The organism is Lysobacter sp. S4-A87 (assembly GCF_022637455.1).
Classification (GTDB): Bacteria; Pseudomonadota; Gammaproteobacteria; order Xanthomonadales; family Xanthomonadaceae; genus Lysobacter_J.
The window spans coordinates 3,157,714-3,180,471 of the sequence record NZ_CP093341.1 but is presented as its reverse complement, the minus strand read 5'-3'; the positions used below and the strand labels follow the sequence as shown (position 1 = coordinate 3,180,471).

Genomic DNA, 22,758 nt, shown 5'->3' with positions numbered 1-22,758 from the left:
AGCATGAATCTAGTTGCATGAAGCTCGCGCCGGCGCAGGGGATTCAAACAGCACCGGCTGAAGACACCGGCCAACGGGGTATATTGATGTGCCAGCAGCGTTGTCACATCACGGAAGGTTTACGATGATCGTAGGGAACGGTCTGCTCGCAAACGCATTCAGGCCAAATTTTGAGGATGAACCGTCGGTACTGATCTACGCCGCGGGCGTTTCAGACTCGACTTGCCAGGACTCGAACAGTTTTGACCGCGAGCGCTACCTGCTCGAAACGACGCTTGCAGAATCCACCGCGCGGCGACGGGTCTATTTCAGCAGTTGTGCACTGGCCGACCCGCACTCCCACATGACCCCCTACTTGTTGCACAAGCAGCGGATGGAGATGCTGGTGATTGAAGCCGGCGGCCTGGTGCTGCGCCTCCCGCAGGTAGTGGGGCGCACAGGCAACCCGAAGACCCTGACCAACTTCATTTATGACTGTATCGTCCACGGTCGGCGCTTCACCGTCTGGAAGACCGCCCAGCGCAACCTGATCGACATCGACGATGTCGCTGCAATCGGCACCCGGATCATCCTCGCGCCCCCGGAGGCGCCATCGGCAATCTCGATTGCTGCGCCGCATTCAACGCCCATGCTGCTGATCGTCGAGGCCTTCGAGCGCGTCCTCGGAATCAAGGGCAATTATCAGCTGGATGATCGGGGCGATCCGTTGGAGCTGGATACTGAATTGGCCCAGAAGGTAGCTGGTCAGCTCGAAATCGACATGGGTCCGGGATACTTGGAAAGCGTGATCAGGAAATACTATGGGCCAGAATGATCCAGTCGCGGTCTCGGTCGTCGTCCCGGTTTATGCGGGAGCTTCGGCGCTCGCCGAACTCGCGCAGCGCACAGCAACGAGCATGTCCACTGCCGGCCTCACCCACGAACTGATACTGGTGGACGATCGTGGCGACCCGCGCGCATGGCCGATGATCTGCGAGATTGCCCGGTCCCGCCCAGAGGTCCGCGGCATCCGACTCGGCCGCAACTTCGGCCAGCACGCAGCCACCGCCTGCGGAATTGCCCATGCACGGGGCGAATGGGTGGTTACGATGGATGACGACCTGGAGCATCCGCCTGAGGCGATCCCAAAGCTGGTGCACGCCTGCGACGAGGACCACCCGCTGGTCTATGGCGTGTTCCCGGTCAGGACACATGCACGCTATCGGAACATCACTTCCGAATTGATGCGGTGGACGCTCAAAAAAGCATTCCCTGACCTCAACGACAGCTACACATCCTATCGCGTGATGCGCGCATCACTCGCACGGGAGTTGACCAGCTTCAGCATGAGCCGCCCGTATATCGATGGCATCCTGTCCTGGATCACCACCAGCGTCGCTACCGTCGAGGTCTCGCACGGCGAGCGCCAGCACGGCGAAAGCGCCTACACGATGAAGCGCCTGATTTCGCACGCCGTGAACATCTTCGTGACGTTCTCGCAGCTGCCGTTGCGGGTCGCCACCTACGGCGGGGCGGCATTGGCCTCCATGAGCTTCCTGTACCTGCTTTATATCCTTTACGGCCGAATTGCGGGCACCATCACGAGTCCCGGTTACACGTCCTTGATGTCGGTAGTGTTGTTCGCCTGCGGCGTCCAGCTTGTGATCCTTGGCATGCTGGGCGAATACGTCGGAAGGCTGATGGGTGCGACAATTCGAAAGCCGATGTATTCCGTGGAAGCAACGACACAGACAGAGCGAGCGTAGTGCGCCTGGGCCCATCTCCCTCGAGGAAACAGCGATGAGCATGCCTGGTAAACGTCCAAAGTTCGATCAGTATGCTGGCAAGTACGAAGAGTTGCACAAGGCAAGCACGCGCGCCAGTGGTGAAGATCCGGAGTATTTCGCTGCTTACAAGGCCAATGTGATGGCCAGCTGGTTGGGAGCGGCGGCCGGGACTCCAGGGCTGCGCGTATTGGACTTCGGCTGTGGTGTCGGCGGATCCATTCCGCATATCCGCAATGCCTTCCCTGCTGCGACCATTCACGGCGCCGACCCCTCGCCTGAGAGCGTCAGGATGGCCGAAGAGAACTTCGGATCCTCGGCCGGGTTCTCCGTCATCGAAGGTACTCGACTGGGTTTCGAGGATGCCCAGTTCGACGTCGTCCTCGTTGGCTGCGTTTTCCACCACATTCCTGTGGAAGAGCGCGCCGCCTGGATGGGAGAAATACGTCGGGTCCTGCGGCCCGACGGCCACGCGTTCATATTTGAGCACAACATGCTCAATCCGCTGACGATGAAGGCAGTCAGGGATTGTCCGTTCGACGACGACGCCATCCTGCTACCTCGCGCGGAGCTACTGTCACTGGCACGCCGCGCCGGGTTCAGCTCGACGACATCCAGGTACATTGTCTTCTTTCCGCGCTTCCTTTCGATGCTCAGACCAGTTGAGCCAAGCCTGGGATGGCTGCCGTTGGGTGCCCAGTATTTCGTGCATGCCTCACCGTGACACCGAAATGCAAGTTCAAACCGCCGTTCCGTACTCCTTTGCCAGCAATCGCATATCCACATCAATGATCCGTCAGTTTGCCAGCTTCGTCATCATCCGTACCGTTTGCACATTGCTCAGCTACGCGTGTTACATTCTGTTGCTTGTATGGCTCCGCTACGAAGCAGCCTATGTCGTCTCCTATCTTCTGGGGATCGCGCTTGCATACGTAAGTAGCGCCCTGTTTGTCTTCAAGCAGCCCATGCGGCGCGCGTCAGCATTGATCTTTCCGGTCGTCTATCTGGTTCAGTTCCTCTTCGGACTTGTGTTGCTGAAACTGTCGGTCGAAAGTTTCGGCATTCGCGAAGAACTGGCATTTGCGATTTCCGTGCTGATCCCCCTTCCCCTGACCTTCGTGATGTCACGATGGGTCATGCGCGTAGGGGGGAATGCTGCAAGCCCCTAGGGCCGGCTCGACAGGTTCGGGCGGCCCTTTGGCCATTCTCGCTTGTCGCTCAATGACAGTTCGGATTCAGTTCGACGCTTCCCAGCACTTCACCCTGGCGCCCGCGCTTGAAGATGAAGCGCGTGTATGGCGCAACCCATGGACCAGTGTCCAGGCGTCCAGCTCGACCTGCTTCTGCCCATAGCGAGGGAGCGTCGCCACCTTCGCCTTCGACCTCGATGGCAACGACGGGGCTGGCCGCTGACCATTCCACCGTGGCCACGCCATGGCCCTGGCAAAGCAATTCCGGAGAAATTTCGACCGTGGCGTAGCCACCACCCTCGAGCTCTGCACGAGCGACGCTGGCTCGTGCCAATTGCCAGATCTCGTAGGTGCCGTCCTGGTGAACGCGCTTGGCCTGGCCCCTGCCGTGCAGGAACGACAGCGCTGCTTTCAGCTGAATCTCAACCCATTTGCCGGTTGACTGCACCGGCATGACGACATACTCGATCTGGGTTTGCGCCAGCAGGGCCACGACCGTGTTGCTGTCGCGCCATAGTTCTGGCCGAGACCACCCTATGACTTCTGCGGGCTCGTAGCGCACGGGCAGCCAGAATCCGGTGGTGGCGTCGGGACTCAGACCGGCAGCCTCCACACCCAGAACACGCGTCGAAGGAGGCATTCCATTGAAGAACTTGTCGACGTCGCCCAGTTTGGCGGCGGCGATGTTCGGTGAGTGGGCGCGATCGAGCTCGAAGGGCAGGCGGGTGCTCACCACGTCAAGTGCGCGAGTCCCCGGACCCCACGAGCCGGTCACAAACGAGATCGCCGCCGAAACCAGCGCAAAGAAGAACAGCACCATCGCGAGCAGGCGACCACTTGAGTCAGTCAAGCGTCTCGACTGGACCACGCCCCAAATCGTCAGGCAAACAATCGGCACGATGAAGTAGTTCCCGTCACCGCCCGGGACCAGGAACCTATAGCCGAACAGGACCACGAAGTAGCTCAGGCCCAATACCAGCATGGGCCACGCCCCAAGCTTTGGTTGCCCCTGCCTCGGCCAAAGCAGCAATGCTGCGAGCGGCAGGAACGCCCATACGTTTCCGGTCCAGCCGATGATGATGTGCGGCAACGAAGCCGGGTCGAAGAGCACGCTGCGCAAGCCCGCGATCACGGGGAAACGCGGTAGCTGGTCGCTGACCGGAAGTGAGCCAACCGGGTACTTCAGCGTCAGGCCCAGGGCACCTTGCAACTCGACGACAGAAACCGGTGCCACCAGAAATACGCCTGCCAGCAGATAGGTTCTGGCCAGGACCATGGCGCTCAGCAGTGCGCCGGCCATCGCAAGCCATGCCCCGCGGTTGGCGAGCCATGCAACGTTGCCAACGGCCAAGCTACGCTGCACGGCGCTCGCAACCAGCAGCACGAACAGCAATGCCGCGTACGGAAGATTCGACAGGCGCGCCAGAATCGCCAGCGCCAGCGATGTCACCGATATCCAGAGCCAAGCTCCGCTCAAGCCCTTCCTGAAGCGTACCAATGCCAGCACGCCCAGCAGCAGGAGCCAGGACGAAAACGCGTCGCCCTTGGCCGTCACGGCGATGTTGGCCAGTGCCGGCATGGTCATGACAATCGCCATCCCCGCGCAGCGGAATTCCGGCCGCACTCGATACTCGCGCAGGATGGCCGCGCAGGTAAGCGCGACCAGGAGCGCGCTGAAAATTCCGCTCCCGTAGATCAGCGAAACGCTACCCAGCCCGGCAAACGGCAGCTGCAGCGCCTCGTACAGCTTCGGGTAGTAGTGGACAACGGCGACAAGACCTTGTCCGGAGTAGAGGCCACCATCCCCTACCAGAAACTTTTCGGCTTGCAGGCCGTACCAGAGTGAATCGGAGTCGACGACCACCGAAGCCTTGGCAAACAGTGCGAGGAAGAACGATGCGATCAACGCGCAGAACAGCCTTTCCAGCACACTCTTCCGATGCATGGACCGCAATAGCACGGCGCCCAGCCGTGGGCCGCGCCCCAGGACGAGTGCCATCCCGAGGACGGCAACTGCAATCAGGGTGACGGCAGGTGCGGCACCAAGCCCTGCTGCCGAACTCGTCCAGATCACCAGCGACCAGACGACGACGCCCACCAATCCGGCGATCAACAGATTCGAATGGCGGGGAATCCGGGTCATGCCGATACGCGGCAACAGTGACCAACCCAGCGCCAGCATTGCCTCGGCGCAGAGATACCAGGCCATGATGGACAGATCGACACCGTGTCGGCGTGCATACAACCAGCCGAACAGCAGTACCAGTGCAATTCGTGCCCGCTTCCAGGGTAGCGACAGCGATCCGAAGAAAAGTACGCACAGCCCAAGGACCTCGCTTCCCCCCTGCCAGGCTTCGGCCTGCTCGATATGCCAGTCGAACGGCCCCTTGCCCAGGAAAGAGTTGATCGGCACCACCAGGAAGAACAGGGCCAAAAGGACGGTCGCAACCTTCCCCAGCAGCGCGATCGGGTTTTTCATGCAAGCACTATCCTGTTCTTGACTTACTAAAGCGTGTCTGGATGGGGTCCAGGATTGGCGGCTGCCGAGTCAATCCTTACCCCATGCAGGGTGCAGGCGATGGGTCGCTCCGCCATCCCGCGACCACAGGGTCGGATCGTGGCAACTGGCGTTGAAATTCAACTGACGGCGCGCTGCCTCACTTGGTAGCCACTAGGGTCCACAAGCCATAGAGCAGGCCGGAATCGCGTGAATGCGGCATCACGAACCGGGCATTCCGAAAACCCGCCGCCCGGCATTCATCCAGCACATCCCAGCCGAAGTGATAAAAGCACAGCACGCCGCCACTGATCGGATCGCCGTGGTATTCCGGTTCCAGCAAGTGCTCGATGCCGCCCCTACCGTCAAGTCGCGCCCGCGTTACGGTCCGCTGCTGATCGAGGAATGGGAAAGTGGCGATCAAGTGGCCGCCAGGACGCAGCACACGCGCAAACTCCTTGAGTGCTCGCCGATAGTCGGGTACATGCTCCAAAACGTCGAAGGAGAGCACCGCATCGAGGCTCCTGCGCCACCAGAAGCTCAGGCGCGTCACGTCATCAAACCTGACATCACCATCGCCACCGAGCTGCTGTAGATAGGCTGTCATGACCTTGCGTTTCTCCGGATCGCTTTCGAACTCGCTTCCGATCACCTTGCAGTCCAGGTGCTTTTGCAACCATACGAAGGTCGGAGTTACTTGTTCGGTGATGTATATCTTCCGGTCGGGTCGTGCGCGCGGAGCTCCGGTGTAGAGCGCATAGGCCGCTCGCAGGCGTGAGTTCATGCCGCACCCTGTACAGATCAGGTGCTCGCGCAGGTTCACGTTTTCGAGGTCGGCCCCTTCCCAGTAACTCAGGGGTTGAAGGCCGCGACAAGCGGGGCAGTAGCCATGGCGCTGTCTCCAGTCGATACGGCGCGCTTCATGGGCATCGGTCTGCCACAGGAGCGACAACTCCTCATTGCCGTCGCGCACCTGAAAGCTGTCGAATTCGTAGAACTCCAGGTCCTGCTCCGTCGTTGTTGCCATGCTCCTCCCCAGATTGGCAATTCACCGCTCAAGCGACCCGCCATGGCAAGACCCCTTTTCCTGCTCGCGCCCGCCTTGGCTTAGCCACGTGCCTCGTCCTGGAACCATCTTCCGGAGTCCTGGCGCAGACCGCCGGACGGACGTCGTCAGACGGTTTTATCAAGCCTCGACTCCGGTCGCCACCATGGCCGCCCGTTCAGTAGCGGCAACGCTCCCAGCTGGCCGTCGGGCCCGATTCAGGGCACGGCGGATACGTCATCGGCGTCGGGCCACAATGAACTGTGACCACCCGGCCGCGAGCCAGAATGCGGCTTGGCGGCAGAACACATCGTCCGCATCGCGGAAGCCTGCCATCAGCTGATTCTCGATCCAGGGAAGGCGAATCACACCCTCCTGTTCGATTTCGAAGCCTTGTGCCAACAGCGCGCTTCGCATGAGGTCGCGCGCCGGAAGCCTCTGATGCGTGTCGTCGTCGTCGAATCGAGTGATCATCAGATCAACCCCGCGGCGCTTCACTTCATCAATTCCGGGGAGGGACAGCGATGCCTCGGATGGCCATTCGATGTAGGCGCGGCCATTCGGGCGCAACTTGCGTTGCATCCAGTCGGCCAGCGAGGTCGGATCCGCAATGTGCTCGATGAAATGGGCCGAGACGAGCGCATCGAACTCGATTCCATCGAAACTCGGCTGCGCCACGTTCCAGTCACTTATCTCGTACCCTTCGAACTGGTCAAAGTGCTCGCCCTTCTCGATCGAGTAGGCGAACATCTTCAGATCCTGCCGCACCGGACGCGGCCAACCCTTGAATACTGACAGGGAGCCGTCACCGGCACCGATGTCGACGACACGGGCGTTTTCGGGGAGATTCTTCAGGAACGCAGTGCGCGGATGCAGTTGGAAATACAGTTCCTGCACGTCGCCCGGATTCATCGCAGGTCTGCGTTCCCGATTGAACCACTCGACAATCTCTTCGATATCCACTTACTTGCCCCCTTTGATCCCGGCCAACCTTGCCAGGGAAATATCTTTGACGTCTTTGCTGCTGGCCAGCAACACACTCTCGACTCCGGCAGCACGGGCCGCCTCGATGTCACTTTCCTTGTCGCCGATCATCGCCGAAGTCCGGGCATCAAGCGAGTAGTCCGATATAGCCCTCAGGAACATCCCGGGCGCGGGCTTCCTGCAGGTGCATCGAACCAGGAACTCACCGCGGCCGGCGATCGGGTGATGCGGGCAATAGTAAGTTGCCACCAACGGCGCCCCCTGATCACGGAATTGCTGGTGAAGCCACGCGGTGTAGGCGAGAAACTCTTGTTCGGTGTATAGCCCGCGACCAATGCCTGCCTGGTTCGTTACCACGATCGGGAGGTATCCCAGCTCGCGGGCAGAGGCCACCAGCTCAAATATGCCCGGCACCAGTTCGGTACGCTCCGGTCGATGAACGTAACCGTGGTCGATGTTGATGATGCCGTCGCGGTCCAGAAAAAGGGCCCGCGCCGTTGCATCGGCTGGCTGTGCGCGCTGCCCCGATGCGGAAGGGTCGCGGAATGGATCGCGCACGGCAGGCGGGCCTGCACTCACCGGAAGATGTCCTGTGCGCGGTGGAAGTCTTCGGGCACGCCGATGTCTATGAACCCACTGGTTTCCGTATAGGCCGCGACGCGGTGATCGTGGGCGCCTGGCATCAGCACGTCATTCTCGAACGAGAACCTGTGGCCCGCCGGGAGGGCGGCCAGCGTGGCCGCGCCGAGGTAATAGCAGCCGGCATTGATGTGGCCGGGGCCGGACTGGCCCTTCTCACTGAACGCAGTTACGCGGCCTGCGGCGCTCGTCACGGCGCCATAGCGACTGACGTCTTCGACCTCGGCGAGGGCCATTGCCATATCGGCACCGGTGGCAACGACCAGTTCGGCGATTGCTCGTGGTGAGTAGCGCAAATAGGTGTCGCCATTGACGACGTGCACGCCCTCCCCTGTCACTTTCGTCCGTGCCAGGGCGATGGCGCCGCCAGTACCCAGCGGTTCAACCTCCACCGAATACGCCAGACCCATCCCGTGCCATGAGTCGCCCAGCTCGGCCTCGATCATCTCGGCAAGGTAGCCGGTAGCCATTACGACGCGCTCGATCCCTTGCTCGGCAAGGTGATCCAACACCCATGCGACGAAGGGCCGGCCGGCGACTGGCGCCAGCGGCTTCGGCAGTTGATCGACGACTGGGCGCAAGCGCGTGCCGAACCCTCCGGCCAGGACGATGGCCTCGGTCGCGCTCATGCCTTGGGGTACATCTGCGCCTCGATGAGCGCGCACAACAGATGACCGATGAACTCGTGGCCTTCCTGGATACGCGGCGTCTCGTCGGACGGGACGCGGAAACAGATGTCGCACATGGCCGCCAGCTTGCCACCGGCCTGCCCGGTGAATCCGATCACGCGGACTCCACGCTCGGCCGCGGCCTGCGCGGCACGCAGTATGTTGGGTGAGTTGCCGGAAGTCGAAATGACCACCAGCACGTCACCGCGCCGACCCAGTGCTTCGACCTGCCGGGCGAACGTGTAGTCGTAGCCGTAATCGTTGCCGATGGCGGTCAGGATCGAGCTATCGGTGGTCAGCGCGATGGCGGCCAGGCCCGGGCGGTCGTAGTAGAAGCGCGACACCAGTTCGCCAGCCCAGTGCTGGGCATCGGCGGCGCTGCCGCCGTTGCCCGCAAACAGGATCTTGCCATCGGCTCGCAGCGAATCCACGCATAGCGCCACGGCCTGGGTGATCTGCTGGCGCAGTCCGGCGTCCTCCGACATGCGCTGGAAGTTGAGCAGGCTCTTGTCGAACTCAGCCTGTACGAAGTCATTCATCCGATTTTCCACGCGCTGGCTCCCTGATGCGTGAAGTGGGTGTCGTAAACAGTGCCGCCTGCGCCGCGCAGCGCGCGCACCAGCCCGACGCGATCGGCGGGGTCGCAAATGAACATCATGAAACCGCCACCACCGGCGCCGGACACCTTGGTGGCCCGTGCGCCATTTGCGAACGCCAGGGCTTCGAGCTCGTCGATCATGGGGTTGGTGATGCTGGTCGCGCTCTGCTTCTTGGCCTGCCAGCCCGACTGCATCACCGAGGCCAGGCGCACGAAATCGCCCCGCAACAATGCTTCCTTCATCTGCACCGCTTCGACCTTGAGACGCTGCATGGCGTCGATCGAATCGCTGCGGCCATCGCGCACATTGCGCGACTGCTCGTCGATGATCTTCGCCGACGCCCGCGACACGCCGGTGAAGTACAGGACCAGGCTGGCCTCCAGTTCCGACCAGATCCAGTCCTTCACGCGAAGCGGGTTGACCACGACCCGGTCGCCGTCGTAGAACTCCATGAAGTTGAAGCCGCCAAAGGCGGCTGCGTACTGGTCCTGCTTGCCCCCCGCAAGGCCGAGTTCATTGCGCTCGATGCGGTAGGCCAGTTGCGCGATCTCGTATTCACCCAGCGCCAGACCGAAGTACTCGGCAAACGCCGCGACAAGGGCGACCACCATCGTCGACGAGGAGCCCAGCCCCGAGCCAGGAGGCGCATCGGAGGCGGCGCGAATGCGGATTGCCGGGGCGGGGCGACCATCCAGGTAGTCATTGACGATGGTCGAGTAGACACCCTTCATCAGCTGCAGCGGACCCGAACCGAGATCCACTTCACCCGGGGCGCACGCCTGCGAGACATCCGCATCGAGCGCGTGGAACTCAACCAGTCCACTGGGAGCCGGATCGAGGGTCGCATAGGCGTACTTGTCGATCGTAACGTTCATCACGAATCCCCCATGGATGTCGCAGAACGGCGATACGTCGGTTCCACCGCCGGCCAGGCCGAGGCGCAGGGGCGCGCGGGATCGGACGATCATTCAGCAGCTCCTTCTGGCAACCCGAGCGCTTCGACCAGCGCATCGCGCATCGCGTCGCGCGAGAACTCCCGCTTTGCATAGCTGGCACCCGCATGCGCCAGCCGCTGCCAATGGGCGTCATCCTTCAGCACCGAGACGATCGCGTCGGCGAGGGCATCGGGATCGTCATGCACCTCGCATACTTCGTCGACGCCGATCAGGCCTTGCGCGCCCACGTGCGTGGTGACGAGCGGAGTGCCCTGCTGCAGCGCCTCGACAACTTTGCTCTTGACGCCTGCACCAAATCGCAGGGGCACCACTGCCACGCGCGAAGTGCGATAGCGCCGCAGCAGTTCTTCGTCGGTCACATAGCCGGTTACTTCAACCTGGGCCCCGGCAAGCGCGCGAACGTCCTGGGTGGGATTGGAGCCCACAAGCGCCAGTCGCACGTCCGGTGCTTCACGCCAGACCCTTGGCATGATCTCGTTGACCAGCCAGCTCGCGGCATCCACATTCGGTGGGTGGGCGAAGCCTGCGACGAACAGCAGGTCGACGCGCCCCTGCGGCGCGTCCGGCGTCTCGAACCGGGTGAATGCGTACGGAGTGATTGCGCGCGCGTCCACACCGGGCTCGAGTTCCCGGACATCGGATGCTTCGCAGTTGGACGGATACAGCACTACATCGGACTTGCGCCAGATGTCGCGCTCCATCCGCTCCAGCTTCGCGATCTCGGCCTCGACGTTGCCGGCGTCGCCTCCGCGCACCTTGGCCTCGAGCGCCGCCCTGCGGAAGTGCAGGTCGTGCCCGTAGTACACCACCCGGGCGTCGCTGTGGCGCCGCACGGCATCGAGCCACGGCGTAGCCACGTGGGGCCGGGACAGGAGCACTGCGGTGAGTTCCTTGCCGTTCTGCTCGAGGTAGTTTCCGATGCGTCCTACCCAGTTGGCGCCGTACATCACTTCGACGCCCTTCTTCTGCAGCGGGGGTGTGTAGATCGGGTCGTAGTACAGGTTCTCAGGCCAGAACTTCACCGAGCAGCCCAGCTCCAGCAGCCGGTCAATGAAAGCGACCATGGTCCGTGACCCGGCATCGCGATCCGGTTGCGGAACGTAGTGGTCCACGATCAGCACCACAGGGCGACGCTTCGACCGGTCACGGGCGCGCATCACGTGCTCACCGTTGGGGTAATGCTCCGCCAGTTCAGCACTCCACCGGTCATGGAACTTCTTCTGGTTCACCGGCTGGTAGGCCTTGATGCCCTGCCCCGTATCGGTGCCGTGCGAAACGCCTTCGTGGTGGATGACCTTCGAAAATGGCGTGTAGTACACCTCGCGGCCCGTGCTGCGGACCTTGAACGCCAGATCGGAGTCTTCGCAGTAGGCGGGGACGTACAGCGTGTCGAAGCCGCCCAGGGTCTTGAACAGTTCCGCCGGCACCAGCAGGCTCGCGCCGGAGCAGTAGTCGGCATGACGCACATAGTTGAACTCGGAAGCGTCCGGATCCTGCAGGCGACCGAAGTTCCACGCCGACGCATCCTTCCAGACGATGCCTCCCGCCTCTTGCAGGCGGCCGTCCGGATAAACCAGCTTGGACCCGACCATGCCGGCGTCGGCATGCGTCGCAAAGACGTCGAGCATCCCGTCCAGCCAGCCTTCGGTCACTTCCGTGTCGTTGTTGAGGAAGCAGATGTAGTGGCCGCGCGCCAGCGACGCCGCCAAATTGCAGGAACGGATGAACCCGAGGTTCTGCTCGTTGACGTGATACCGGACGCCGGGGATCGAGCCGATCTCGTGGATCTGCTCGTCGCCCGAGGCGTCCTCGGCGACGATCACCTCGTACGTGCCGCGCGTATGCTCCGAAATTGACTTCAGGCAGGCGAGGGTATGGTTGAGGCCGCCGTAGGTCGGGATGACGATCGATACCAGCGGTTCGTCATGGGTCTGGAATCGCAGCCTTCCCAGGACGCGGTCGCGGCTGTCGATGATCTGGGTCAGTTCCAGTGGTTCCGGGGCAGGAGAAGCCTCGGCGCGCTTGAGCAGCCATCGCTTTAGCGGCGAACGCAGCAACGCGATGGACGGGTGCTGGGCGAGCCCCGATCCGCGCAGCGAACCGACGACGGCACGCCAGTCACCACGCAGGACTCGTGCGACGAACCGCAGGGGCCGCGTCACGCGCCAGGAGGCCGAATTGAGTACTTGCGCGAGGCTGGTTGCCAGCTCGCCGCTTTCGCGTTCGAGATCGGCCATCCGAGCCGTCATGACCCGCTCGTTCTGGGCGTCGCGTCCGAGCTCGGCCGCGTGCTGCAGTTCCGCTTCCTTGTGCCGGGCTGCAAGGGTCGAGTAGCGCTGCCTTGCCTGTTCGACTTCGCACTCAAGTTCGGCAATGCGATCGATTGACTGGTCGCCAAGCTTTCGAAGTTCGGCGATGCGTTTAACCGACTGGTCGGAAAGCGTGCGAAGTTCGGCCAGCTCTTCGAGCAACTGCTGCACGCGCTCGCGATTGCGTCGCTCCTCATCCAGCGGTACCGCGCCGGAACCTTCCCCGCCGGACCGTGCGCGCGAAAGTTCCGCATCGAGCGACAATGCCCACTGCGTCCGCTCTTCGAACTCCGCTTCGAGGGACCGATAACGACTCCCCAGCTCTTTGAGCTCCGCATCCAGCGACAGCGCCCACCGGGAAATGTCCTCATGACGGGCATACAGATCGACACGGGCATCGGAGAACAACGATGCCGGCATCTCCGGCATCAAATCCGGAGTCGCACAGCAAACGGCAAGGAAATACATGATGTCCTTGACTTCGCTGGTGGTGTTCTCGACGCCGCTCTCACTGCCGCTCCAGGCCTCGTACGATGAACGATGGCCGGAGACCGGCAGCAGAACCGATGCAGACTCCATTCGCTGGCCGAAGTACTGGACAGCGCCGAAGTGGCGACCGAGCAACGCGCTCAACTCGTCCGCATAGAGTTCCTTGACGTGGAACTCGTTCTTGAACCCGCGCCGATCCGAATAGACCTCCTTGTTCGGGGAGGAAACGATGAAGAAGCCACCCGGCTTCAGCACCCTGCGGATCTGGGTGAGCATTTCCTCCTGCTCGCTCAGGTGCTCCAACGTCTCGAACGAAACGACGGCATCGAACTGGGCGTCAGCGAACGGCAGCGCGGTCGCGCTCGCCTGGACGAACTCGACGTTGTCCAGCGGGTAGTGCGCGCGCGCGTGCGCAACGGCTTCCTCGGAGATATCCGCGCCGACGACCGACTCGGCAACCGAAGCCAGCAACGCCGAACCATAGCCTTCACCGCAGGCGACATCGAGCACGCGCAGGCCCTTCATCGCATTCCTGCACCAGGCGTACCGGTGCCAGTGCTCGAGGCTCAGCTCCCCCAGCTCGGTGGGAATGAAGCGTTCACCGCTGAAATCCATCAGGCACTTCCCTCGTTCTCTACAGCAATGTCCAGCATGGGCAATCCAACCAGACCAAAACACATGACGTCATCGAGCGCACGGAACTCCAGCGCATCGTGGATCCAATGCTGCTGCGTGTGGTCCTGCTGGTCGCCTGTGGCGACCGCAGCATCAATCATGTATGAACCCACCGGCAGCACCGGCATCCTGAATTTGAACGTTGCGCGAAGCACTTGACCAGATTCGCCGCCGGGAGGCTGGTGCATGCACGCAAAGTACGTGTTGTCGCCGAACAGGCGCTGTCCGAGCCGGTCCTTCACGAAGAACCCGATGATCACGTTGTCCAGGGCCTGCTCGAGCCTCACGGAAATCCGCAACTCAACGACCTCGCCACCACGCAGAAGGTGCACGGCCTCCCCTTGCGCCCGCAACTCAACGTTCTCGACGACGGCGTTGCGCGCACCGAACTGTATTCCGACATTGTCCGGAGTGAACTCGAAAGCCCTCATCCGGTTCACGAACCCGGCGTCTGTCAGACGTGCGGCGCGGAAGTCCGGCTGCAGGGCCAGGGACGGATCCTCGTCGCGACCGCTTCGCTTGCGAGCGCTTTCGACCTTGACGACTTCTCCGGTGGCTTTCCCCCGCCCCACCGCGTGCTCCTGCGCCATGTACGACTCGACGATCTCCTGGGAACTGCCGACCATCTTTGGTTCGCCCGCACTCAGCCAGAGTGCGCGTTCGCACAAGTTGGTCACGGCAGCAGCGTCATGGCTGACGAACAACAGCGTCCCGTGTTCCTGGAAACCACGCAGGAAGCGCATGCACTTTTGCGAGAAGAAGGCATCACCTACCGCCAGCGCCTCATCGATGATGAGGATGTCCGCGTCTACGTGGACGATGACGGCAAAGGCCAGACGCACGACCATGCCGCTGGAGTAGCTGCGGACCGGCTGGTCGATGAACTCGCCGATGTCGGCAAACTCAAGGATGCTGTTCAGGCGCGCATCGATCTCGTGGCGCTTGAGTCCGAGGATCGCGGCATTGAGGTAGACGTTCTCTCGGCCAGTGAACTCCGGGTTGAAGCCGCTGCCCAATTCGAGCAGCGCGGCTACGCGGCCGTTCACCTCGATGGTGCCCTCGGTGGGAGTCAGCGTGCCCGCGATCATCTGTAGCAGGGTTGATTTGCCCGAGCCATTGCGACCGACAATTCCCACCGTCTCGCCGCGATGGACGTCGAGGTTGACCCCCCGGAGTGCCCAGAACTCACGGAAGAACTTCTTGCGCCGACCAAGGATTCCCTGCCACAGGCGATGGGCCGGGCTGTCGTACATCGCGTATGCCTTGCCGGCACCACGGATGGAAATGACAGGCTTGCCCTTGCCCGGGTCTGAAGCCGGTTGCTCAGTCACGACGTAAGCGGCGTCAGAGGACATCGGCAAACCCTTTTCGAAGCTTCTGGAAGAGCATGTGACCAAAGGAGGCCACGGCAATGGCAATCACGAAATAGATGCCCAGCCCAAGCCAGTTGGGCGCATTTCCCCAGATAACGACCTGGCGCGCTTCATTGATGATGAATGTGAGCGGATTGGCCATGAACACCCAGCGATAGTGTTCCGGGACGGAGTCCACGGGCACGATGGCCGATGACAGGAACAGCATTGCAGCGGTAACCACGCCCACAACCTGGCCGATGTCGCGCAGGAAGACGCCAAGGGCCGACACGATCCAGCCCACGCCAACGGTGAGGATGATCAACGGCAGCACCACGAGGGGAAACAGCAGCGTCGTGGCGTGGATCTGGCCGTTCCAGAGCAATTGCAGCAGCAGCAAGACCACCGTGTTCATCAGCAGGTGAAACAGTGCCGAGAACGTCATGCTCCAGACCAGCAGGTCGAGTGGGAACACGACCCGCTTGACGTAACTGGTGTTGCCGACAATGAGGCTGGGGGCACGGTTCACGCACTCGGCGAAGAATCCGTGCACCGTCAGGCCGACGAACAGGATCAAGGCGAATTCGGTGGTCGTTCCTGTCGTTCCCGGCCAACGGCTCTTCATGATGAATCCGAAGGCCAGCGTATAGACCATCAACATCAGGAAGGGACTGATCAGCGACCACAACAGCCCGAAACTTGCGCCGCGGTAACGGCCGAGGATCTCACGCCGCGTCAGCTCGAAGACGAGCGAGCGGTTGCTACCAAACGCGGAAAGGATGCTCATCGGATGACTCTCAAATCGATTGAAGTCATGCGCCAAGCGCTGCGCTGAGGTCATCGCGCAGGTCCGCCACATCCTCGATTCCCACGCTCAACCGCACCAGGTTGTCACCGATGCCCAGCGCGGCGCGCCGGTCGGGCGGAATCGACGCGTGCGTCATCACTGCCGGATGGTTGACCAGGCTCTCCACGCCACCGAGCGACTCGGCCAGGGCGAACAGTTCGGTCCTTTCGCACAAGCGCGTGGCTGCTTCCAGTCCACCCTTCAGGTAGATGCTGACCATCCCGCCAAACCCGTCCATCTGCCGCTTCGCCAGCTCATGCTGCGGATGCGACTTCAGCCCCGGGTAGAGCACCTTCTCCACCGCCGGATGCTGCTCAAGCCACTCCGCCAAGGCCTGCGCATTCTCGCAATGCGCCTCCATCCGCAGATGCAGCGTCTTCAATCCACGCAGTGCCAGGAAGCTGTCAAACGGTCCCTGCACGCCGCCGATGGCGTTCTGCAAAAAGCCCATCTGCTCGGCGATCTCGGCGTCGTCGCCCACAACGGCCATGCCACCGACGATGTCGGAGTGGCCGTTGAGGTACTTGGTCGCCGAGTGCATGACGATGTGCGCGCCCAGCTCGAGCGGGCGCTGCAGGATCGGCGAGCTGAACGTGTTGTCGACCACGACGATCAGGCCGCGCTTGCGCGCGATCGCCGCGATCTGGGCGATGTCGACCAGCTTCAGCAGCGGATTGGTCGGGGTCTCGATCCAGACCATTTTCGTTTCGGGACGGATCGCCGCCTCGAAGGCGGCTACGTCGGTCAGGTTGACCCAGCTGAAATCCAGCCCGGCCGAGCGGCGACGCACGCGTTCGAACAGGCGGTAGGTGCCGCCGTAAACGTCGTCCATGGCGATGACATGGCTGCGAGAGTCGAGCAACTCGAGGATGGTCGAGGTCGCGGCCAGGCCCGAGGCGAAGGCAAAGCCACGGCTGCCGCCTTCCAGGCCGGCGACGCAGCGCTCGTAGGCAAAGCGGGTCGGGTTGTGGCTGCGCGAATACTCAAAACCCTGATGCACGCCCGGGCTCGACTGTGCATAGGTCGAGGTGGCGTAGATCGGCGTCATGACCGCGCCCGTGCTCGGGTCCGGCGATTGGCCGGCATGGATCGCAAGGGTTCCCAGACCGGGCTTGCGGGCCCCGCCTCCGGCGTGTTTGTCGGTCATCTATTCCTTCCAGTTCCGCTAGCATGGGCGGCCGCCGATTCTAACATCGCCCATGACCGCTCCCAGGCGCCTGCCAAGCGACTTCAGTCGCAGTGCAGCCTACCCGCTGTTCGCCTTTGATCCGGTTCAGGATCAGGCCTGGGTGCTGCATTTCGAGCCGCAGGACTACCGGCGCGCCAGCTTTCTCGACCGCCGGGCGACGCAACATCGTGACGTCTCCGGCTGGGTCGTTTCCCGGGTCGAACTGGAGGCTGCAACCGACCCCGCCGCTGCCCTGCCCCTGCACTGGCTGTTCCATATCGGCCATTGCGGCTCGTCACTGGTCAGCAGGACCCTCGACCTCCTGCCCGGAGTGCTGGGCCTGCGTGAACCCCTGCCGCTGCTGGCGCTTGCCCATGGCCGCGACGATGCCGCCACGGAGCAATGGCGGTCACCTGTGCTGACCCTGCTCGCCCGCGGATTCGCCGACACCCGTGCAGTCGTGGTGAAGCCGACCAGCCTCGTCACGACCCTGGCGCCGGGGCTGCTGGCGGGCGGTGGCAAGGCCTGCCTGCTGTGGGTCGACCTGCAGACCTGGCTGGCGACGATGCTGCGCGATGAGGAGCTCAAGTCCGGCGTCCTCGACAGCGAGTCGCTGCGACTGGAGTCACTCGAGCTCGACCTGCCCGCGACGTCCGACGGCGAGCGCCTGGCCCGCGCCTGGCTGGCCGAGCAGCTTCGCTGGCAGCGCCTGGCCGGCGATCCCGGCCTGTCATCGCGCCTGCTCGACCTCGACTTCGCCGGCTTCCTGGCTGACCCCGCCGGCGCCAGCGCACGACTGGCCGCGCACTACGGCCTGGCCGTTCCCCACGACTGGGCGCAACGCATCCAGGCCTCCGGCCTGCTCGGCCGTTATGCGAAGGACGAGTCGGTGGGTTTCGATGCCCACGAACGCCGGCGCGAACTGGCCGCAGCAGCGACGCGCCATGCCGGCGACATTGCCGGAGGGATGGACTGGGCCGGGCGGAGCATCGCGCAGATGGCACGCGCCCATCCCGATGCGCAGGCACTGGCACAACGGCTGCGCCCGCAAGCCTGACCTCTCATCGCACCTGGCACCTGGCACAGCACGCAACAACGCGTGGGAGCGCTGCACTCAGGCCAGGAACGTCGTCATCGCATAGCGCGTGCCGCGCTCGACCGGCAGCACTTCGTGCAGCATCGAGCATGAGAACACCAGCGCCGTCCCGGTTGCGGGCGAAAAGCGCTGCAGGCCGAACTCCGGATAGCGGAACTGCCCACCTTCGTAGTCGCCGTGATTGAGGTTCACCGACAGCGCGAAGCGGCGGTATGCGACATCGGGCGTCTCGTTGTCGCGGTGCGCGCGGAAATAGCCGGCCGCTTCCGGATAGGCCAGCAGCTTGAACGGATCGCGCCGCTTGACCTCGAAATTGAACACCCGCGCGATCTCCGGCAGGGCCCGCCGCATCAACCGCTCGTGCATGCGTGCATCGAGCACGGGGTCGCGCGTGATGACTTCACGGCGCTGCTTGATCGACGGATCGACCTGCAGGCGCTGCTGGCCACCTTCGAGCACCAGCACGGCCGAGACGTCGCCGCCGCCGCAATCGATTTCGAGGTGGCGGATCAGCGCCGCGCACAGCTCCGGCTCGAACACGCCAGGCACCTGCAGTACCGGTGCGATCATGCCGATCGGCGACTCCGGAAGCGGGTCGGGCGGCGCCAAAGCCGACACAATCGGCAAAGTCAGGGACGCCTGCAGCCGCAGATTCGGGTCGGCCTGCCATAGCAAACCGGGGCCCAGCGCGGCGCACCAGCGCGGGTCGGCCGAAAACGCCTGCCACGGCGCCGGCGCGGCGACAGGGGCCACCTCGCCCACGCACAGCGCCACCACTCCGGCAGGCGGCGCCGGCAGCGCGCGCGCGGCGGTCTCGTCGGCCGGCGTCGCCAGCCACAACGGCGCACCGGCGAACTCGGCGTGCAGGGCCCGGCCGCTGCCGTCCCGCCCGCGCAGGCGGACGTCGGGCAGGCGGTCACCTGGCAGCCAGTGCCCGCTCGCCGCCGCGGCCGCATGGTTCATTGCACGCGCCGGCGCAGGTAGTTGAGCAGGTCGATGCGGGTGATCAGGCCGAGGAACTTCTCGCCATCGACGACGATCGCGACGTGGCCGCGGTCGAATACCGGCAGCAGCGTTTCGATCGGCGAACTGACGTCGATCTTGTCGAGCTTGCTCACCATCGCCGTCGACACCGGATCGCGGAAGCGCGCTTCATCGCCGTACACGTGCAGCAGCACGTCGCTCTCGTCGACGATGCCGACGATGTTGTCGCCATCCATCACCGGCAGCTGCGAAACGTCGTACAGCTTCATGCGCTGGTACGCGGTGACCAGCAGGTCGTTGGGACCGACCACGACCGTGTCGCGCTGCGAATACGGGCGCAGGATCAGGTCGCGCAGGTCGCCGCTCGACTGCCGTGCGAGGAAGCCGTTGTCGAGCATCCAGTAGTCGTTGTACATCTTCGACAGGTACTTGTTGCCGGTGTCGCAGACGAACACCAGCACCTTCTTCGGCGTGGTCTGCTCGCGGCAGTACTTCAGCGCCGCGGCCAGCAGCGTGCCGGTCGAGGAACCGCCGAGGATGCCTTCCTTCTCCAGCAGCTCGCGCGCGGTGAGGAAGCTCTCCTTGTCGGTGATCGCGTAGGCCTTCTTGACCCGGGTGAAGTCGGAGATCGGCGGCAGGAAGTCCTCGCCGATGCCCTCGACCATCCAGCTGGCCGACTTCTCCGAGATCGTGCCGCGGTTGATGTACTCCTCGAGGATCGAGCCGACCGGGTCGGCCAGCACCAGTTCGGTCTGCGGCGACTTTTCGGCGAAGCAGCGCGACAGGCCGGTCATGGTTCCCGAGCTGCCGCAGCCGAACACGACCGCATCGACACCGCCGACGTCGACCATCTGCGCCAGGATCTCCGGGCCGGTGCCGAACTCGTGTGCGGCCGGATTGTCCGGATTGCCGAACTGGTTGATGAAGTACGCGCCGGGGGTTTCGCGGGCCAGCCGTTCGGCCAGGTCCTGGTAGTAGTCCGGGTGGCCCTTGGCGACATCCGAGCGGGTCAGCACGACCTGGGCGCCCATCGCCTTGAGGTTGAAGATCTTCTCCCGGCTCATCTTGTCCGGGACCACCAGGATCAGCTTGTAGCCCTTCTGCTGGGCGACCAGTGCCAGGCCGATGCCGGTGTTGCCGGCAGTGCCTTCGACCAGGGTGTCGCCAGGCTTGATGCGGCCGGCCTTCTCCGCCGCCTCGATCATCGACAGGCCGATGCGGTCCTTGATCGACCCGCCGGGGTTCTGCGATTCAAGCTTGAGGAAGAGCTCGCAGACGCCGGTGTCCAGGCGCTGCGCCTTGATGATCGGCGTGGCGCCGACCAGTTCGAGCACGGATTGATGGATGGTCATGCGGGGAGTTTAAGACTCCCCGCTTTCCTTCGCACCGGGGCGGCTGCCGTTGCCAGCAGCCGCCCCGGTTCCGGGAGACGCGGATGGAGAGACCGACGAGGAAGTCGCCACCCGCGGCGAGGAAGTGGGTGAGGTGAGGAAGCTCAGTGATGTTGGGTGTCGTACAGGCGGACCAGGCGGTCCTTCGCAGCCAGCTTTTCGCGCTTCATCTGCGCAAGCGTCATGTCATCGATAGGCAGCACGCCCAGTTCGGCGTCCATCACCTTCTTGTCGAGATCCTTGTGGCGCTGATAAAGCTGCTTGAATTCCGGGTTGCTCTTCATCAGCGCGTCGATCTCTGGCTGCGGTCGTTCTTCGAACATGTAAAGCCTCCTTCAGCGGTTTCGGGATCCCGTGGCCGGGCGGCCACGGACCATGCGGAAGGCCCCGCAAACGAAAACGCCCCGGTCGTGGGACCAGGGCGCAGCGGGGTCGTGGGGTGCAATCGTTTCGACAGCGGTTGTTTCGGGAGCGGTCGGGTCGAGTGCGTTCGGGTCAAAGACCGGGCCGGCTTCACACAGGCCGACCACCATGGAGCGTGGGGCGGCTGGATCCTGCGCAAGGGCTGTTGGCGTCATCGACCTGGCTCATCGCCAAGCGGAAAACAGGACCGCTTGGATAACCGACCCTACTCCTCCCGATTGCGGTCGGCAAGGCCTCAACGAGCCTGAATCTGGCGACTTCGCGCACCCCGTCGCAGTCAGCTTCGACGGGGCCATCCGGCGCCTGTGGGCAGGCGCCAAGCCGTTGAATTTCCGTTAGTTCGCCGGGTTACCTGGACTGCACCACGACGTCGACCCGGTCACCCTTGCCGCTGCGACCGGTCGCCTGGACCTTGCCGGCCGGGAGGCCGCCGGCGACCAGTGCATCGCGCACCGCATCGGCCCGGCGCTGGGCCAGTTTGGCGTCACTGCCAGTGGCCTCGACCTTCACCGCCGGCGACGACGACGCCTGCGCGTAGGCGGCCACGGTCCGCACGGTGCTGTCACCGTTGCCACTCAGCGTCGCCTTGCCCGAGGCAAAGCTGTCCTTCGACAAGGCGAACACCTCGCCGCGGCTGTCGCGCTTGGCGCTGGGCAGCTTGCCGCCGGTGGTCAGCTCGGCCTCTTCACGGGCCAGCTTGGCCTCGCGATCGCGGGCGGCGTTGAGGCGCGCGGTCTGGGCACCGGCCACGCCCTTGAGCGCGGTCTCCACGTCCTGCAGCGACGCAGCGTCGGCTTCGCTCTGCACCCGCAGGCGCTCGGCTTCCTCGGCCTGCATCTGCGCCTGCAGGCGCAGGCGTTCGGTCTCGGCTCGGGCGCGGGCGGCGTCCTGGCGGCTGGCTTCCACCAGCAGTTCGCTGCGCTCGCGGTCGAGCCGGTCGATCTCGCGCTGCATCGCATCGCTGCGGGCGATCGTTTCGGCGACCTGGACGCGGCGCTCGGCCACGTACAGGGCGGCGGCGCGTTCGCGACTGGAGGCCTGGCCCAGGGTGTCGACCGCCTGCCGGGCGGTCAGCCGCTCGTAGGCGGCAAACGGGTTGAGCACCGGATCGGCATCGAGCGCGGTCAGGCGCTGCGACAGGCGGGCGGCGTCGGGGTTGTCGGCGGCGGCGGCCGGCACGGCGGCCAGGGCGACGACCAGGGCCAGGCCCAGCACGGACAGGCGGCTCATGGCTGCTCTCCCTGCAGGCGCTGGCGCAATTGAGTTACTTCGCCCTTGCGCTGGTTGAGCTCGGCCGTGGCCATTGCCTCCCGGCTCCTGGCGTAGGCCAGGTCGGCATCGGCCGCGGCCGCCAGCGCGAACCTGCGCGCCGCATCCTCGTCGCCGGAGCTCATCGCCGCCTGGGCCTGGGACAGGCCGTTACGGGCAACCCCCAGGTCCTGCGGGGCGTACTGATCGGCGTCGGCGCCCTCGGCCCGGGTCACCGCCTGGCGGGCGGCGGCCAGCTCGCTGGTCGGCGGCGGCAACGAAGCGCAGGCGGAGAGTGCGGAAGCGAGAACTGCTGCCAGCAGATGAAATCGGATTTGTGCGAAGCTTGGGCGCATTGGGGAGGCCGTGCCTTGTGGTTTGATGCCCGGCCATTGTCGGAAGCCGCTGGCGAGGTTGCAACGGTACACGCCGGCG

General features: G+C 63.8%; 21 protein-coding genes. 5 read left to right on the top strand and 16 right to left on the bottom strand.

The features are described from left to right. The first annotated feature begins 124 nt into the window (after window positions 1–124). Genes MNR01_RS14265 through MNR01_RS14250 form a run of 4 tightly spaced genes read left to right on the top strand, consistent with a single transcriptional unit; the run spans window position 125 to window position 2,932 of the window. Window positions 125–814: an NAD-dependent epimerase/dehydratase family protein gene (locus tag MNR01_RS14265; protein ID WP_241918424.1), complete on the top strand. Its 690-nt coding sequence runs from the start codon at window positions 125–127 to the stop codon at window positions 812–814. Beyond that, entirely contained in the window at window positions 801–1,745 is a 945-nt protein-coding gene (locus MNR01_RS14260; protein ID WP_241918423.1) for a glycosyltransferase family 2 protein, read from the top strand. Before MNR01_RS14265 ends, MNR01_RS14260 begins: the two co-directional genes overlap by 14 nt. 34 nt (window positions 1,746–1,779) lie before the next feature. Continuing rightward, window positions 1,780–2,487, top strand: coding sequence for a class I SAM-dependent methyltransferase (locus tag MNR01_RS14255; protein ID WP_241918422.1), 708 nt, complete (start codon window positions 1,780–1,782; stop codon window positions 2,485–2,487). Continuing rightward, window positions 2,474–2,932: a GtrA family protein gene (locus MNR01_RS14250; protein ID WP_241918421.1), complete on the top strand. Its 459-nt coding sequence runs from the start codon at window positions 2,474–2,476 to the stop codon at window positions 2,930–2,932. Before MNR01_RS14255 ends, MNR01_RS14250 begins: the two co-directional genes overlap by 14 nt. Window positions 2,933–2,981: 49 nt before the next feature. Here MNR01_RS14250 and MNR01_RS14245 read toward each other — a convergent pair whose 3' ends face one another. The 11 genes from MNR01_RS14245 to MNR01_RS14195 form a co-directional block, all read right to left on the bottom strand. Continuing rightward, complete coding sequence (locus tag MNR01_RS14245; RefSeq protein WP_241918420.1) at window positions 2,982–5,432, bottom strand: hypothetical protein; 2,451 nt, start codon at window positions 5,430–5,432, stop codon at window positions 2,982–2,984. A gap of 178 nt (window positions 5,433–5,610) precedes the next feature. Next, window positions 5,611–6,477 carry a class I SAM-dependent methyltransferase gene (locus MNR01_RS14240; RefSeq protein WP_305852242.1) on the bottom strand — a complete coding sequence of 289 codons (867 nt, stop codon included), beginning with the start codon at window positions 6,475–6,477 and terminating at the stop codon, window positions 5,611–5,613. A gap of 255 nt (window positions 6,478–6,732) precedes the next feature. After that, on the bottom strand, window positions 6,733–7,458 hold the full coding sequence (locus MNR01_RS14235) for a methyltransferase domain-containing protein (protein ID WP_241918419.1): 726 nt from the start codon (window positions 7,456–7,458) through the stop codon (window positions 6,733–6,735). Next, window positions 7,459–8,037 carry an HAD family hydrolase gene (locus MNR01_RS14230; protein ID WP_241918418.1) on the bottom strand — a complete coding sequence of 193 codons (579 nt, stop codon included), beginning with the start codon at window positions 8,035–8,037 and terminating at the stop codon, window positions 7,459–7,461. Between the two features lie 17 nt (window positions 8,038–8,054). Beyond that, window positions 8,055–8,747 (bottom strand): nucleotidyltransferase family protein, encoded by a 693-nt coding sequence (locus MNR01_RS14225; protein ID WP_241918417.1) that lies wholly within the window; start codon window positions 8,745–8,747, stop codon window positions 8,055–8,057. Continuing rightward, window positions 8,744–9,325 (bottom strand): D-sedoheptulose 7-phosphate isomerase, encoded by a 582-nt coding sequence (locus MNR01_RS14220; protein ID WP_305852241.1) that lies wholly within the window; start codon window positions 9,323–9,325, stop codon window positions 8,744–8,746. Before MNR01_RS14220 ends, MNR01_RS14225 begins: the two co-directional genes overlap by 4 nt. Beyond that, a complete protein-coding gene (locus MNR01_RS14215) occupies window positions 9,322–10,353 on the bottom strand; it encodes a dehydrogenase (RefSeq protein WP_241918416.1) in 1,032 nt (343 codons plus the stop codon). Before MNR01_RS14215 ends, MNR01_RS14220 begins: the two co-directional genes overlap by 4 nt. Continuing rightward, window positions 10,350–13,754: a methyltransferase domain-containing protein gene (locus MNR01_RS14210; RefSeq protein ID WP_241918415.1), complete on the bottom strand. Its 3,405-nt coding sequence runs from the start codon at window positions 13,752–13,754 to the stop codon at window positions 10,350–10,352. The genes MNR01_RS14215 and MNR01_RS14210 overlap by 4 nt, the downstream gene beginning before the upstream one ends. Next, on the bottom strand, window positions 13,754–15,169 hold the full coding sequence (locus MNR01_RS14205) for an ABC transporter ATP-binding protein (RefSeq protein ID WP_345779015.1): 1,416 nt from the start codon (window positions 15,167–15,169) through the stop codon (window positions 13,754–13,756). Before MNR01_RS14205 ends, MNR01_RS14210 begins: the two co-directional genes overlap by 1 nt. Further along, window positions 15,159–15,953 (bottom strand): ABC transporter permease, encoded by a 795-nt coding sequence (locus MNR01_RS14200; RefSeq protein WP_241918414.1) that lies wholly within the window; start codon window positions 15,951–15,953, stop codon window positions 15,159–15,161. The genes MNR01_RS14205 and MNR01_RS14200 overlap by 11 nt, the downstream gene beginning before the upstream one ends. A gap of 25 nt (window positions 15,954–15,978) precedes the next feature. Next, complete coding sequence (locus tag MNR01_RS14195) at window positions 15,979–17,160, bottom strand: cystathionine gamma-synthase (protein ID WP_241918413.1); 1,182 nt, start codon at window positions 17,158–17,160, stop codon at window positions 15,979–15,981. Between the two features lie 52 nt (window positions 17,161–17,212). Here MNR01_RS14195 and MNR01_RS14190 point away from each other — a divergent pair, with 52 nt between their 5' ends. Then, window positions 17,213–18,238 (top strand): hypothetical protein, encoded by a 1,026-nt coding sequence (locus tag MNR01_RS14190; RefSeq protein WP_241918412.1) that lies wholly within the window; start codon window positions 17,213–17,215, stop codon window positions 18,236–18,238. A gap of 57 nt (window positions 18,239–18,295) precedes the next feature. Here MNR01_RS14190 and MNR01_RS14185 read toward each other — a convergent pair whose 3' ends face one another. The 5 genes from MNR01_RS14185 to MNR01_RS14165 all read right to left on the bottom strand — a co-directional run bounded on the left by MNR01_RS14185 (window position 18,296) and on the right by MNR01_RS14165 (window position 22,601). Beyond that, window positions 18,296–19,240 (bottom strand): 2OG-Fe(II) oxygenase, encoded by a 945-nt coding sequence (locus MNR01_RS14185; protein ID WP_241918411.1) that lies wholly within the window; start codon window positions 19,238–19,240, stop codon window positions 18,296–18,298. Continuing rightward, complete coding sequence (locus MNR01_RS14180; protein ID WP_241918410.1) at window positions 19,237–20,613, bottom strand: pyridoxal-phosphate dependent enzyme; 1,377 nt, start codon at window positions 20,611–20,613, stop codon at window positions 19,237–19,239. Before MNR01_RS14180 ends, MNR01_RS14185 begins: the two co-directional genes overlap by 4 nt. 143 nt (window positions 20,614–20,756) lie before the next feature. Beyond that, window positions 20,757–20,975: a YdcH family protein gene (locus MNR01_RS14175; RefSeq protein ID WP_158733494.1), complete on the bottom strand. Its 219-nt coding sequence runs from the start codon at window positions 20,973–20,975 to the stop codon at window positions 20,757–20,759. A gap of 448 nt (window positions 20,976–21,423) precedes the next feature. Beyond that, entirely contained in the window at window positions 21,424–22,305 is an 882-nt protein-coding gene (locus tag MNR01_RS14170) for an OmpA family protein (RefSeq protein WP_241918409.1), read from the bottom strand. Further along, complete coding sequence (locus tag MNR01_RS14165) at window positions 22,302–22,601, bottom strand: DUF4398 domain-containing protein (protein WP_241918408.1); 300 nt, start codon at window positions 22,599–22,601, stop codon at window positions 22,302–22,304. The genes MNR01_RS14170 and MNR01_RS14165 overlap by 4 nt, the downstream gene beginning before the upstream one ends. Window positions 22,602–22,758 lie beyond the last annotated feature (157 nt).